Here is a 13778-nt window from a genome sequence, read left to right as displayed (position 1 = left end):
CTCTCTCGCCAGGCGCCCAGGGGCGGGTAGGCGACGGTAACGAAGAAAACCATCCGGGATTGTAAGGTCCCTACAGGCGGTTCAGCTCGGCTCCCCGGCCGCGGTGAGTCGGCCGAGGGCGAGTGCGATCCGCAGCGTGAACGCCGAACGCACGTCGGACGGGGCGTACCCCGTGACGTCGGTCACACGTCGTAGCCGGTAGCGCACCGTGTTGGGGTGGACGAAGAGCATCCGGGCGGCGCCCTCCAGCGAGGAGGCCTGCTCCAGGTAGACGCTCAGCGTCTCCAGCAGCGCCGAGCCGGCTTCGTCCAGCGGTGTGTAGATCTCCTCCACCAGCTGGCGGCGGGCGGCCTGGTCGCCGGCGAGCGCGCGCTCGGGCAGCAGGTCGTCGGCCAGCACCGGGCGGGGTGCGTCCGGCCAGGCGGCGCAGGCGCGCAGGCCGGCCGCGGCGGCGTGCGCCGAGCGGGTCGCCGAGAGCAGGTCCGGCACGGTCGGGCCGACCACCACCGGGCCCGGCGCGAACTGGCCGATCAGCGCCCGGGCCGCGTGCACCGGCTCCTTGTCGCCGCCGACCACGACCACCAGGCGCTTGCCCAGCACCCCGGTCAGCACGTGCAGCTTGGCGTACCGGGCGGCCCGGCGGATCGCCTCGACCACCAGCTCGCTGTCGCCGTCCGGCGCGCTGCCCATCACCACCCGGACCTGGCTGGGCTGGCCCCAGCCGAGCGCCGCGGCCCGCGACAGCACGCCCTCGTCCGCGTCGCCGGACAGCAGCGAGTTGACCACCAGCGCCTCCAGCCGGGCGTCCCAGGCGCCGCGCGCCTCGGCCGCCTGGGCGTACACCTGGGCGGTCGCGAAGGCGATCTCCCGGGCGTAGACCAGCACCGACTCGCGCATGTCCGCCTCGTCGCCGGGGGCGGCCACCTCCTCGATGGCCTCCTCCATCACCTCGATCGTGGTGCGGATCAGCTCGACGGTCTGGCGCAGGGTGATCGCCCTGGTCAGCTCGCGCGGGGCGGTGCCGAAGACGTCCGTGGAGATCGCCTGGGCGGCGTCCGGGTGGCGGTACCACTCGGTGAAGGCGGCGATGCCGGCCTGGGCGACCAGGCCGATCCAGGAGCGGTGCTCCGGCGGCATCCGCCGGTACCAGCCGAGCTGGTCGTCCATCCGGGAGATCGCGGCGGTGGCCAGCTTGCCCGAGGACTTCTCCAGCCGCTTGAGTGTCGCGGCCCGGCGCTCGGCCCGCTCGGCGGCCATTCTGCGCTCCTGCGCGGTCAGGCGGGGCGCCGCCCGGCCGGGGCGGTCGCGGCCGGCCCTGGGGGCCGGGCTCTTCCCGGTCGGCTCGGCCGTGGGACTGGGTTCGCTCTTGGAGTTCGCGGAAGCGGCTGGCACAAGGACAAGACTGCCTCACGCGAGTGACTGCTCGTGCACACCCCCCGGTGCAGCGGCACGGTGGTGCCGGTCACACCCACTACCGTGGGGCCCGTGACAGACGACGCCGCCCGCCCCCGCGCCGACCTGCGCCGCACCGCCGAGCGCTACCTCTCCACCCCGGCCGAGGGCGTCGAGACCCGACACGCGTTCTCCTTCTCCGGCCACTACGACCCGAAGAACACGCACTTCGGCGCGCTGCTCGCGTGCAACGAGGAACTCCTCGCCCCCGGCGCCGGGTACGAGGAGCACAAGCACCGGGACACCGAGATCCTCACCTGGGTGCTGGAGGGCGCGCTGGCGCACCGGGACTCCCAGGGGCACGGCGGGGTGGTCCGCCCGGGGATGGTCCAGCACCTCGGCGCGGGCTCCGGCGTCACCCACACCGAGCGCAACGTCGGCGGGGCCGCCGGCCCGGTCCGCTTCGTCCAGATGTGGCTCCAGCCGGACGTGTTCGACGCGCCCCCGGCGTACGGGCTGCGCAAGGTGGAACCGGCCGACGGCGGGTTGACGCTGCTCGCCTCCGGGCTGGAGCGCGACGCCGGGACGGACGCCCTGCGGCTGCGCCGTAGCGACGCCGCGCTGTGGCTGGTGACGGCGGGGCCGTGGCAGCCGCTGCCCGTACTGCCCGAGGCCGCTTGGCGGTACGCGCACCTGACCACCGGCTCGCTCGGCTACCGGACGATCCCGGGGCCCAAGGGCGGCGGCCGCTCGATGGCCCCGGGCGACAGCGTGCGGATCACCGGCGACGCCTTCGCCGACCCGACGGCCGGCGAGACCGGCGCCGAACTCCTGCTCTGGGAGATGCACTCGCCGGTCTCGTACGGGTAGGTCCTCGCTTTCAGCTGTCGAGTTCGGACAGGATCGCGTCCGAGCAGGCCGGCCAGGCCTCGACGGCCCACGGGCCGAAGTCCCGGTCGGTGAGCGCGACGCAGGCCACGCCGGCCTCCGGGTCGACCCACAGGAAGGTGCCGGACTGGCCGAAGTGGCCGAAGGTGGCGGGCGAGTTGGCGGTGCCCGTCCAGTGCGGGGCCTTGCCGTCGCGGATCTCGAAGCCGAGACCCCAGTCGTTCGGCCGGCGGTGGCCGTAGCCGGGCAGCACGCCGCTGGTGCCGGGGAAGGCGACCTCGCGGGTGGCCTGCCGGACGGTGGACGGGTCCAGCAGCTTCGGGGACTGGAGCTCGGCGGCGAACCGGACCAGGTCCGCGACGGTGGACAGGCCGCCGGCGCCGGCCGGGGACCTGTGCGCGGTGTTCAGCAGGGTGTCGTGCATGCCCAGTGGCTCGAACACCGCCTCGGCGGCGTACCGGGAGAACTCGATCCCGGCGGCGTCGGACAGCGCCCGCGCCAGCGCGTCGAAGCCCGCGTTGGAGTACAGCCGGCGGTTGCCGGGCTCGGCGAACACCCGGTCCTCGTCGAAGCCCAGGCCGGAGGTGTGCGCGAGGAGGTGGCGGACGGTCGAGCCGGCCGGCCCGGCCGGGTCGTCCAGCTCGAAGACGCCCTCCTCGACCGCGACCAGCACCGCGTACGAGGTGAGCAGCTTGGTCACCGACGCCAGCGGGAACAGGTGCTGCTGCGGCCCGTACGTGCCCAGCACCGCGCCGTCCGCCCCCCGGACCACCGCCGCCGCGGCGTGGGGCACCGGCCAGTTCTCGATCATCCGCAAGCTCTCCATGCGCCCGACTCTAACGAAGGCCCGAAAAGGGGTGGCGGGAGCACCCGGGTGCGAGGCTTGCTTGGAGTGCACTCCAACTCGATAGCGTCGTCGTCACTGCTCACCACAGGGGGTACCGATCATGGCCACGCTCGCACCCGTCCAGCTCGACCTGCGGACCTGCGCCGACGTGTACCAGCTCCCGGTCGGAGATCCGGACCGGACCCCGCGGCACACCATCAGCGAGGTCGCCGTGGCCAGCGGGCTCACCGCGCACACCCTGCGCTGGTACGAGCGGATCGGCCTGCTCGACCCGGTCGACCGCTCCGCCAGCGGCCAGCGCCGCTACTGCGACGCCGACCTGCACCGGCTGGCCTTCCTGGGCCGGCTGCGGCTGACCGGCATGCCGATCGCCGACATGCTCCGCTACGTGGAGCTGGCCCGCGAGGGTGAGCGGACCTACGAGGCGCGGCGCCAACTGCTGGTCGACCAGCGCGAGGAGGTCCGCCAGCGGGTCGCCGACCTCCAGGCCACCCTCGCCGTCCTCGACCACAAGATCGACCTGTACTCCGGCCGGATCGCCGCGTCCGACGAACCGGCCGTCCGCCGCCACGAGTAGTCCCGTCAGCACGCCGCACGTAGAGGAAGAAGCAGAGCGATGACCGCACCCGTCCTCCCCACCGCCCGACTCGGCACCGACGGCCCGTTCGTGGGCATCCAGGGCCTCGGCTGCATGGGCATGAGCGACTTCTACGGCCCGACCGACCGGCCCGAGGCGCTCGCCACCCTGGACGCCGCCCTGGAAGCCGGCGTCACCCTGTTCGACACCGCCGACGCCTACGGCTTCGGCCGCAACGAGGAGCTGATCGGCCCCTTCGTCCGCGCCAACCGCGACCGGGTGGTGCTCGCCACCAAGTTCGCCCTGGAGCGCACGGAGGACGACCCGGGCCGCCGCAGCATCCGCAACGACCCGGCGTACATCCGGGCCGCCGTGGACGCCTCGCTGCGCCGCCTCGGCGTGGACGAGATCGACCTCTACTACATGCACCGCCGCGACCCGGCCGTGCCGCTGGCCGACTCGGTCGGCACCATGGCCGAGCTGGTCCGGGCCGGCAAGGTGCGCCGGCTGGGCCTGTCCGAGGTGACGGGCGCCGAACTGCGGGAGGCGCACGCGATCCACCCGATCGCCGCGCTGCAGTCCGAGTGGTCGGTGTTCGCCCGGGACGTCGAGCGCACGGCGGTGCCGGCCGCGGCCGAACTGGGCGTCGCCTTCGTGCCGTACTCGCCGCTCGGCCGGGGCTTCCTGACCGGCGCGTTCCAGGCCGCCGAGCAGCTCGCGGCGGACGACGTCCGGCGCACCCAGCCGCGCTTCACCGGCGCCAACGCGGCGGCCAACGTCGAACTGCTGGCGCCGCTGCGGGAGATCGCGACGGCCCGCGGGGTGACCCTCGCGCAGGTCGCGCTGGCCTGGGTGCACCAGCGGGCCGAGGTGCACGGGCTCACCGTCGTGCCGATCCCCGGCACCCGCAAGCGCAGCCGGCTCGCCGAGAACACCGCGGCCGCCACGCTGCGGCTCACCGCCGAGGAACTGGCCCTGCTGGAGCCGGTGGCGGGCGAGGTCGCCGGGGACCGCTACCCGGACATGCGCCTCACCCAGGTCGGCCGGGAGTAGCGGCGTCGGGGGAGCGGCCGCCCGGGCCGCTCCCCCCGCCCCGGGTGCCTGCTCAGACCTCCCGGCCCAGCCAGGCGGCCAGCCGGGTGTGCACGTCGGCGTCCGGGGCGACCGGGCGCACCTCGCCGAACGGGACCGGCCCGCCGCGGTGCTCGGCCGACAGGACGGCCTGGGCGACGGCCAGCGCGGCATGCGCCAAGGCGTCGTCCAGCGGCTGCCGGGAGCCGAGCGCCCGGGCGATGTCCCAGGTGTGCGCGACCGTCTCCATCAGGTAGCCGCCGACCGCGGCCCGACCGGGCACCACGCCCCAGGGTGCGTGGGTCGGGCGGTCCAGCGCGGCGCCGTCCGCCCAGGCCGCGGCGGCCCGGGCGCGGGCCCGGTCCAGCGCGCCCGGCCAGGCGTCGTCCGCCAGGTCCCCGGTGGCGGCGACGACGTCCTCGGCCCGGCCGCCCTCGCCCAGGTAGGCGAACCGGTGGATGCCGCCGACCACGTGGCTCAGCAGCTCCCGCAGGGTGAACGCGCTGCACGGGGTGGGCCGGTCGAGGGCGTCCGGGGTGATCTCGGCGAACAGCTTCTCCAGCTGGCCGAGGGCGAGCAGGTACTGCGGGCGGGCGTCCTGGACGGAGTTCACGTGGAATCAGCTCCCTGGGGTGGTGCGGGCTTTCGGGCTCGGACGGCAATCTCCCAGTAAAACCTGACAACCGCCGTCAGGATTGCTGGGATTCTGCTGCCATGAAGGCCGACCGCCTGCTCTCCATCCTGCTCCTGCTCCAGACCCGCGGCCGGGTGCCCGCCACCGAACTGGCCGGGCGCCTGGAGGTGTCCGTCCGCACCATCTACCGCGACGTGGAGTCGCTCTCCGCCGCCGGCGTGCCGGTGTTCACCGAACGCGGCCGGCACGGCGGCATCAGCCTGCTGCCCGGCTACCGCACCGACGTCACCGGACTGACCGCGGACGAGGCCCGGGCGCTGTTCGTGCTCTCCGCCCAGGGCGCGCACAGCGACCTCGGACTGGACGGCGCGCTCGGCTCGGCGCTGCGCAAGGTGATGGCCGCGCTGCCGGCCCCGCACCGCCCGGCCGCCGAGCGCATCACCGAGCGGATCCTGGTCGACCCGGCCCGCTGGCTGCAGAGCGGCCCGGCGGCAGGCGCCTCGACCGGCCCCGAACTGGGCGAGCTGCAGTACGCGGTGTTCGCCGACCGGCGGCTGCGGCTGCGCTACCGGCACAGCGGCACGCCCGCGCCGGTGGAGTACACCGTGGACCCGTACGGGCTGGTGAGCAAGGCCGGGGTCTGGTACCTGGTGGCCGACCTGCACGGCGAGCCCCGGCTGTTCCGGGCCGACCGGGTGCTGGCCGCCGAGACCACCGACGAGGGGGTGCGCCGCCGCGCCGGAGTGGGGCTCGGGGACGCCTGGGCGGTGCTGCGCGAGCAGGTGGAGCGGCTGCCGAAGGAACTGCCGGTCCGAGTGCGGGTGCGGCGCGGGCGGCTGGACATGTTCGTCCGCATCCACGGCGGCCGGGTCACCGCGCCGCCGCCGGAGGCGGGCGCCGGGCCGGCCGAGGAGTGGGTCGAGGTGGCGATGGTCTTCCCGGCGCCGGCGGCCGTCCGCGCGCTGCTCGCCTTCGGCGCGGACGCCGAGGTGCTGGCCCCGCCCGCGGCCCGCCGCGAGCTGGCCCGGGCGGCGGCGGACGCGTTGCGGCTGTACCAGGAGTAGGTCGGGCGCTAGGAGCTCGGGGCGGGCCGGACGACGTCCTGGTAGTGGCCGAGCGAGATCGCCGCGAAGTTGCGCAGGCTGTCGGTGCCCTCGGTGAAGTAGCCGTTGTGGCCGGCCGCGCGGGCCGAGGAGATCTGCTCGGCGCCGAAGCCGCCGGCCGTCGGGTCGGCGCCGTGGCCGAGGCCGCCGACCTCCAGGTACGGGACGTTGCCGATCCAGTCGGTGGGGTTGCGGGTGGCCCAGACGTGCACGCCGGTGCCCAGCTCGCTGGTGCTCTGCACGCCCATGCCGGGGCTGCCGAACACCATCAGGTCGGTGATCCCGGAGGTGTCGGAGGGGGAGGCGGCCGCGCGCGGGATCTCGGGGGCGGCGTTGCCGCAGACCACGGAGCCGTACGAGTGGCAGAGCAGGGCCGGGGGCGCGTCCGGCCGGGTGGTCTCCTTGAGTCCGGCGAGCAGCCGCTGCAGCCGGGGCGCGCCGACGTCGGCGAGCCGGGAGGTGACGGCGTCCGGGCCGAGGCCGGACGGGGTGACGTAGCCGGTCCAGGCGATCACCGCGGTGCGGGTGTTGGGCGACTGCCGCTGCTCCTCGGCGTGCAGGGCGCGGGCCATGCCGGCCGGGGAGCGCAGCGGTTCGGCGGCCTGGTCGAAGTGGCCGAGGTCGGCGTCCGAGCCGGGGACGACGACGGAGATCCGCTCGGCGTCGGCGAGGTCGCCCCACACCTCGGTGATCAGGCCGCGGCCGCGCGGGTCGAAGGCGAGGATCTGCCGGTCGGGGCCGAGCAGGTGCTCGACGTCGTTGGCGCGGGAGACGGCCAGTTCGCGGGTGTCGGCGTCGAGCTTGTGGTCGGCGGCGCGGGCCCGGGCGCTGTCGCGTTCGGCGGCCAGCGCGATCTTGTTGGCGCGGTAGCGCAGGTCCAGCGGGGCGCCGTCGAAGTTGCCGACGACCAGCGGGTAGTCCCGGATCAGCCGGTCCAGCTCGGTGGGGGCGAGCGAGGCGAAGAACGCGGCGGCGGCGGCCGGGGTGGTGGTGGCCGGGTCGGGCAGGGTGCGGTCGAAGCTGTGGTCCTGGACCCAGGCGGCGCTGCCGGCCGGGGGTGTGGAGATCGCCAGCTGCTCGGTGGAGGCGGCCGCCTGGGCCGCCGCGGCGCCGGCGTCGGCGAGCACGGCACAGCCCGCGAACGCCCCGATCAGTACCCGCTTCCAGCGCCGACGGTTGCGCACCGCACCAACTCCCTTAGGGCCCGTCACCGTTTCTCGGGCGGTGCCCGGAGGGTGCGACAAGACTGCCTGCTTCCCTGCGCAAGCGTAGGGCGCCCGGAGAGGCGACGCGCCCGCCCAAACTGTGGGATGGCTCACATGAACCGGCGGTGTCGTTTCAGCGTCACAGGGTGGCCCGCACGTCGAATTCGCGCACCATCCGCTTGGGCGCCGTGCGCCGCCAGGCCTCGATGACGAGGTCGCGCAGTTCCTCCGGATCGACCAGGTCCAGCCGGACGCTCACCCAGCCGTGCCGCCCGACGTACGGCGCGCTGGAGAACACCTCGGGCTCGGCGGCGAGCAGTTCGGCCTGGTCCGCCGGGGAGGCCTTGACGGTGACGGACCGACCCCCGGGCGCGCCCATCGCGAAGATCCGGCCGCGGATCCGCAGGGTCTCGATGTCCCAGGTCGGCTCCTGTGCGGCCTCCGGCAGGGCGAGCGCCATCGCGCGGAACTCCTCGAACGTCACCATGCCCGCAGCGTAGGGCAGGGGGCCGACAGCGCGCGGGCCCGGGCAGGGGGCTCGGAGGGGCGCGGACCGATCGGTCCGCGCCCCTCCCGTGCCTCACTCTCCGGCGCAGGTCACACCATGCCCAGCGCGTACGCGGCGAACAGTGCCGCGCCCGCCGCGGCCAGCGCCTTCCCGGCCCGGGAGAAGGCCGTCCACGGCCCGTCGAACCGCCGGGTGAACCACCCGATCGCCACCAGCACGGCCGCGAACAGCGGAAGCAGTGCCACCCGGGCGGCCACCCAGCCGATCGAGTCCGGCGCGGTGGTCAGCCCCGGTACGGCACCCAGGCCGGCTGCGCCGGGCACCGCCACCGCGAGCATCGCGCTCTGGTGCCAGCAGAAGATCGTCATCGCCGAGAGGTTGACCACCACCACCGGCAGCCACAGCAGCGGACGGCGGGTCAGCAGCCGGCCCAGCCGCTCCCGCAGCAGCACCGCGGCGCCGCACTGCGTCGCCGCCAGGGCCAGCACCAGCAGGGACGGCGGGTGCGAGTTGGTCCGCTCCATCCCGGGCACCCCGACCATGCTGGCCGGGTAGTGGAACGCCAGCAGCAGCGTGGCGAACAGCGCGCCGCCGCCGACCAGCAGCACCCGGGCCACCGGGCGGCCGAGCCGGCCCTGCGCCCACAGCACGCCCAGCTGGTAGCCGAACAGCCAGCCCGGCAGGATGTTCAGCAGTCCGACCCAGGACGGCACCGCCTCCGCCCACGGCCCGTACCGCAGCAGGTCGACGGCGGCGACGGCGGCCACCAGGACGCCGGCCGACCAGCCGCCCAGCCGGCGCCCGGCCGCCACGCACAGCGGGGTGAGCGCGGTCAGCCCCAGGTAGACCGCGATGTACCAGAGCGGCTGCACCACCAGCGTCGCGCCGGTCCGCACGGTGTCCCCGGGGACGCCGAGCGCGGGCAGCAGCGCGATCAGCAGTGCCCAGACGGCCGTCACCCCCAGCACCGGGCGCAGCAGCCGCACCGACCGGCCGCGCAGCCAGCCCAGGTACGTCACGCCCTTGGCCCGGGCCCGCTCCAGCGACTGGACCGAGGAGTGGCCGCCGACCAGGAAGAACACCCCGAGCATCTGGAGCACCCAGCTGATCGGGGCGAGGCCGCCGAGTGAGGAGAGCGGGCTCGCGTTGTGCAGGGCGCCGTCGGCGGAGAGCGTGAAGCCGCCGAGCAGCCAGTGCCCGACCGGCACGGCGAGCAGGGCGAGGGCGCGCAGCCCGTCCAGGGCGCGGTCGCGGGTCTCGGGGGTGCGGGCGTCGACCTGGTGGGCGGCGCGGCGCAGGGCGGTCAGCGGGTGGGCCATGGCGGTGCTCCTTTCGGTGAGGCGGTCAGCGGTCAGCGGTCGAGGCCGAGGCCGAGGGCGATGGCGGCGAAGGCGGTGAGCGAGGCGGTGCCGGGGGCGAAGTAGCCGGCGTGGCCCTCGGATCCGGTGGCGGGCAGTGGGCGGGCGCCGAAGCCGGGGGCGGTGGGGTCGGCGCCGTGGCCGAGGCCGAGCACCGAGACGTAGGGGACCCGGCCGATCCAGTCGGAGTCGTTGCGGGCGGTGGCCCAGAGCGGGACGCGCGGGTCGAGGGCGGCGGCCGAGCCGACGCCCATCCCGGGCGAGCCGAGGACGACCACGCCGGAGGCCTGGTCGGGTCCGGGGCGGGCCAGCCCGCAGACCACCGAGCCGTAGCTGTGGCAGAACACCGTGGCCGGGGCCTGCGGGCGGGTGCTGACGGCGAGTCCGTCGAGCAGCCGGGTGAGCCGTGCGGCCCCGGCCCGGGCCAGGTCCTCGGTGGCGGCGCCCAGGCCGATCCCGACCGGGGTGGTGTAGCCGGTCCAGGCGATCACGGCGGTCTGCCGGTCGGTGGCCTGGTAGAGCGAGCGGGCCATGCCGGCGGGGGTGCCGTAGGAGCCGGGGGAGCGGTCGAAGTTCTGCAGGTCGTTGTCCGAGCCGGGGACGACGACGGCGGTGCGGGGGGCGGTGGCGAGGTCGCCGAAGACCTCGGCGACCTCGCCGCGGCCGCGCGGGTCGAAGACGAGGATCCGGCGGTCGCCGCCCAGCAGGGCGCGGTAGCGCTCGGCGCGGGTGCGGGCCTGCTCGTGGTCCTGCGGGGTGAGCGCCGGGTCGGTGGTCCGGGCGAGTTCGCGGCCGAGCTCCGCGGTGAGGGCCAGCGTGTTGGCCCGGTACCGGAGTCGGATCGGGGCGCCGTCCAGGTTGCCGACCACCAGCGGGTGCCGGACGGCCAGCGCGTCCTGCTGGGCGGGCGTCAACTCGGCGAAGAACGAGGCGACTTCGGCCGGGGTGGCGGTGGTCGGGTCGGGCGGGTGGACGCCGAGCGCGGTGTCGGCCACCCAGGCGGCGCTGCCCGGCGGCGGGCCGGTGACGGCCTGTTGGGCGTCCGTGGAGAAGCCGCCGAGACCGAGCACCGCGGCCAGCATCGCCGTACTGGCCGCGATGGCTCTCTTGACCCGAAACTTCCCCATGTCCGGCCCCTCCCTCGTCCGTTCGACTCCGACGGAAAGGAAGGTAGAAATGCGACGGCCCCGCGGACGTCACACCGCGGGGCCAACTCCCGGGTGCTACCGGGGTACTACTCGGGGTATCGCTCGGATACCACAGGGGGTGCCGCCCGGGCGGGGGCGCCCGGGCGGGGGCGGCCGGGACCACCGGCCCGAACGGGTTCTACTGGCCGGGCGTCACGAGGCCGGACTCGTAGGCGAGGACGACGGCCTGGGCGCGGTCGCGCAGGTCGAGCTTGGCGAGGATGCGCCCGATGTGGGTCTTGACGGTCTGCTCGGCCAGGACCAGCCGGCCGGCTATCTCCTGGTTCGACAGGCCGCGGGCGATCAGCTCCAGCACCTCGGTCTCACGCGGGGTGAGGCCGTTGAGCCGCAGTTTGGGGTCCCGCCGCCGGGCCGGCCGGTTGCGGGCGAAGTCCTCGATCAGCCGGCGGGTCACCGAGGGGGCGAGCAGCGCCTCGCCGGCCGAGACCACCCGGACCGCGGAGATCAGGTCGGCCGGCGGGGCGTCCTTGAGCAGGAAGCCGCTGGCCCCGGCGCGCAGCGCCTCGTACACGTAGTCGTCCACGTCGAAGGTGGTCAGCATCATCACCTTGGGCCGGTGCGCGCCGGGGACGGCGGGGTCGAGCAGTCGGCGGGCGGCCTCCAGGCCGTCCATGACGGGCATGCGGACGTCCATCAGCACCAGGTCCGGGTGGGTACGGCCGCTCACCTCCAGGGCCTGCGCGCCGTCCGCCGCGTCCCCCACCACGTCGATGTCGCTCTGGGCGTTGAGCAGGGCGGCGAAGCCGGCCCGCACCATGGCCTGGTCGTCGACGATGATCACGCGGATGGTCATGCGGGCTTCTCCCGGGGGGTTTCGAGGGGCAGGACGGCGGCGACCTTGTAGCCGCCGTCCGGCATCGGGCCGGTCTCCAGCCTGCCACCGACCAGCCGGGCGCGTTCCCGCATTCCGATCAGTCCCTGTCCGGTGCCCTCCATGGAGGCCTCCAGCGACTCGGTGTGCTGGGGCGGGGGCGTGTTCACCACGGTCAGCAGCAGGGTGGCGCCCTCGTCGACCAGGGATATCCGGGCCCGCGAACCGGGCGCGTGGCGCACCACGTTGGCCAGCGCCTCCTGCACGATCCGGTACGCGGACAGGCCGACCGCCTTCGGCACCGCCTCGGCCAGTCCCGGGTCCACCGTCAGTTCGGCCGGGACCCCGGCCCGCCCCACCGTCTCGATCAGCTGCGGCAGTTGCTCGATCCCGGGCTGCGGCACCTTCTCGGCGGCGGACTCCTCGCTGCGCAGCACGCCCAGCAGCCGGCGCATCTCGGTCAGCGACTCGCGGGCGGTGCCGGCGATGGCGGTGAACTCCTCGGTGGCCGCGGCCGGTACGCCGGTGATCCGGTACGGCGCGCTGGCCGCCTGCACGGCGATCACCGACATGTGGTGGGCGACCACGTCGTGCAGTTCCCTCGCGATCCGGGCGCGCTCCTCCAGCAGGGTGCGCCGCTCGCGCTCGGCCTCGCTGATGTGCTCCTGCTCGGCGAGCAGCCGGCGGGCCTCGGTGCGGTCCTGGACGGCCCAGCCGAGCAGCAGGGCGGCGCCGCCGAGGGCGACCAGCAGCATGGTGGTGCCGTCGTCGGCGTGCGGGAAGCCGAGCGTGGTGGTGAGGAGGGTGAGCAGGATCGTGGCGATCCAGACCGCGATCAGGGTGGCCCGGCTCTCCCGCAGCGCGAGCGCGATCAGCAGGAAGACGTACGCCAGGACCATCGGCGCCGTCCACGGCCAGGTGCCGCCGAACTGGTGGTGCCGGGCGGTGATGGAGGCCGTGGTGACGAGGGCGGCCGCGCTGATCCACCAGGCGGCCAGCGGCCGGGTGATGGCGAGCAGCAGGGGCGCGGTCTGGGCGATGGTGAGCGCGCCGGCGATGGGCACGGCGACGCCGTAGAAGTCGACCAGGGCGGCGATCCCGGTGGGGATCAGCGAGGCCTGCATGATCAGCGCGACGACGTACGGAAGCCGGCGCAGCCAGGCGCGGGGCGAGTCCCCGAGCAGCGGGGTGGACCCGCCGGTCGGGGTGGTGAGGTGGTGCCGGAGCGAGCGGAGCAGACGGAGGGCCTGCGCGCGGACTTCGGTCGTGGTGATCGTCTTCATCGCGGGCCAGCCTAGGAGGGTGCTGTCCGCCCGTCGTCGCACTGGGGTCGAACATCGGAGTGCTACCGGAGTAGGGGGTGCTACCCGGGTACTACTGCTCCCGGCACGGTTCCGGGGCCGGGAGTAATGCCCGCGGTACTACCGCGGACCGGTGCGCCAGTGGCCGGCCAGGGCCGGGCCGAGCTGGTCGAAGTGGCGCTCGATGACGGCGACCATGCCCTCGGGCCCGGCGGGTTCCTGGTCGGGGGTCCAGGACAGGTGGGCGGCGCGCAGCACGCTGCCGAAGACGGCGGCGAGCACGGTGGGGCGCAGGTCCTCGACCGGGTCGAGGCCCTCGCGTTCGGCGAGCACCCGGACGACCACCCGTTCCTGCTCGGTGACCCGGCGCAGGTGGGTGGCGAGCAGGGTGGGGGTCTCCTCGATCATCCGCATCAGTTCGAGGGCGGTGGTGATCGAGCGGGGGCCGCTGCGGTGTTCGGCGCCGAGTTCGCGCCAGGACTGGACGATCGCGGCGCGCAGGGCCTGGAGCGGGGACTCGTGGGCCGGGCGGCGGCACAGGCACTCGATGAAGTAGTCCTCGGCGTCCGCCATCACGGCGAGCGCGACTTCGTCCTTGTTGGCGAAGTAGCGGAAGAAGGTGCGCTGGGAGACCTCGACGGCGGAGGCGATCTCGTCGACGGTGGTGCGGGCGAAGCCCTGGCCGAGGAAGAGCACGTGGGCGGCCTGGACGAGGGCGTCCCTGGTCTGCTGCTTCTTGCGCTCGCGCAGCCCTGGCAGCCGTTCGGGGGTGCCCGGGGCGGCGGTGGGGGTGGTGGTGCGAGCGGCCATGGCGGGGCCTTCCGAGCGCGTGCGGGCGGGGTGAGGAGCACAACCTTAGCGCTCTGACAAATGTC

General features: G+C 74.9%; 14 protein-coding genes. 4 read left to right on the top strand and 10 right to left on the bottom strand.

Annotation, left to right across the window (positions count from 1 at the left end):
- Window positions 1-81: 81 nt before the first annotated feature.
- On the bottom strand, window positions 82-1257 hold the full coding sequence (locus tag ACIQVZ_RS01170) for a CdaR family transcriptional regulator (protein WP_063347457.1): 1176 nt from the start codon (window positions 1255-1257) through the stop codon (window positions 82-84).
- 228 nt (window positions 1258-1485) lie between these two features.
- Between ACIQVZ_RS01170 and ACIQVZ_RS01165 the strand changes: the two genes are divergently transcribed.
- On the top strand, window positions 1486-2262 hold the full coding sequence (locus ACIQVZ_RS01165; protein WP_350878131.1) for a pirin family protein: 777 nt from the start codon (window positions 1486-1488) through the stop codon (window positions 2260-2262).
- A 10-nt stretch (window positions 2263-2272) separates the two neighbouring features.
- Here ACIQVZ_RS01165 and ACIQVZ_RS01160 read toward each other — a convergent pair whose 3' ends face one another.
- Window positions 2273-3106 (bottom strand): serine hydrolase domain-containing protein, encoded by an 834-nt coding sequence (locus tag ACIQVZ_RS01160; RefSeq protein WP_402446112.1) that lies wholly within the window; start codon window positions 3104-3106, stop codon window positions 2273-2275.
- Between the two features lie 121 nt (window positions 3107-3227).
- Here ACIQVZ_RS01160 and ACIQVZ_RS01155 point away from each other — a divergent pair, with 121 nt between their 5' ends.
- Together ACIQVZ_RS01155 and ACIQVZ_RS01150 are read left to right on the top strand one after the other, a co-directional pair.
- Window positions 3228-3704: a MerR family transcriptional regulator gene (locus ACIQVZ_RS01155; RefSeq protein ID WP_350878129.1), complete on the top strand. Its 477-nt coding sequence runs from the start codon at window positions 3228-3230 to the stop codon at window positions 3702-3704.
- Window positions 3705-3743: 39 nt separating this feature from the next.
- Window positions 3744-4757, top strand: a complete 1014-nt coding sequence (locus tag ACIQVZ_RS01150; RefSeq protein ID WP_350878128.1) for an aldo/keto reductase — start codon at window positions 3744-3746, stop codon at window positions 4755-4757.
- A 52-nt stretch (window positions 4758-4809) separates the two neighbouring features.
- Here ACIQVZ_RS01150 and ACIQVZ_RS01145 read toward each other — a convergent pair whose 3' ends face one another.
- Window positions 4810-5388, bottom strand: coding sequence for a TIGR03086 family metal-binding protein (locus ACIQVZ_RS01145; protein WP_402446107.1), 579 nt, complete (start codon window positions 5386-5388; stop codon window positions 4810-4812).
- A 101-nt stretch (window positions 5389-5489) separates the two neighbouring features.
- Here ACIQVZ_RS01145 and ACIQVZ_RS01140 point away from each other — a divergent pair, with 101 nt between their 5' ends.
- Complete coding sequence (locus ACIQVZ_RS01140) at window positions 5490-6473, top strand: WYL domain-containing protein (RefSeq protein ID WP_350878126.1); 984 nt, start codon at window positions 5490-5492, stop codon at window positions 6471-6473.
- An 8-nt stretch (window positions 6474-6481) separates the two neighbouring features.
- On the opposite strand, the gene ACIQVZ_RS01135 is transcribed toward ACIQVZ_RS01140, so the two are convergent.
- The 7 genes from ACIQVZ_RS01135 to ACIQVZ_RS01105 all read right to left on the bottom strand — a co-directional run bounded on the left by ACIQVZ_RS01135 (window position 6482) and on the right by ACIQVZ_RS01105 (window position 13713).
- Window positions 6482-7696 carry an alpha/beta hydrolase gene (locus ACIQVZ_RS01135; RefSeq protein WP_402446103.1) on the bottom strand — a complete coding sequence of 405 codons (1215 nt, stop codon included), beginning with the start codon at window positions 7694-7696 and terminating at the stop codon, window positions 6482-6484.
- 160 nt (window positions 7697-7856) lie between these two features.
- Window positions 7857-8204 (bottom strand): MmcQ/YjbR family DNA-binding protein, encoded by a 348-nt coding sequence (locus ACIQVZ_RS01130; RefSeq protein WP_350878124.1) that lies wholly within the window; start codon window positions 8202-8204, stop codon window positions 7857-7859.
- A gap of 110 nt (window positions 8205-8314) precedes the next feature.
- Entirely contained in the window at window positions 8315-9544 is a 1230-nt protein-coding gene (locus ACIQVZ_RS01125; RefSeq protein WP_350878123.1) for an acyltransferase, read from the bottom strand.
- Between the two features lie 32 nt (window positions 9545-9576).
- Window positions 9577-10710, bottom strand: coding sequence for an alpha/beta hydrolase (locus ACIQVZ_RS01120; RefSeq protein ID WP_402446099.1), 1134 nt, complete (start codon window positions 10708-10710; stop codon window positions 9577-9579).
- Window positions 10711-10909: 199 nt separating this feature from the next.
- On the bottom strand, window positions 10910-11584 hold the full coding sequence (locus ACIQVZ_RS01115; RefSeq protein ID WP_063347446.1) for a response regulator transcription factor: 675 nt from the start codon (window positions 11582-11584) through the stop codon (window positions 10910-10912).
- Entirely contained in the window at window positions 11581-12885 is a 1305-nt protein-coding gene (locus tag ACIQVZ_RS01110) for a sensor histidine kinase (protein WP_402446095.1), read from the bottom strand. Before ACIQVZ_RS01110 ends, ACIQVZ_RS01115 begins: the two co-directional genes overlap by 4 nt.
- Window positions 12886-13023: 138 nt before the next feature.
- Entirely contained in the window at window positions 13024-13713 is a 690-nt protein-coding gene (locus ACIQVZ_RS01105; protein WP_402446092.1) for a TetR family transcriptional regulator, read from the bottom strand.
- Window positions 13714-13778 lie beyond the last annotated feature (65 nt).

Origin of the sequence: Kitasatospora sp. NPDC098663, assembly GCF_044760075.1 — a bacterium.
Lineage (GTDB): Bacteria > Actinomycetota > Actinomycetes > Streptomycetales > Streptomycetaceae > Kitasatospora.
Note: the sequence above shows the minus strand (reverse complement) of the source record. Positions and strands in the feature narration are given on the sequence as shown.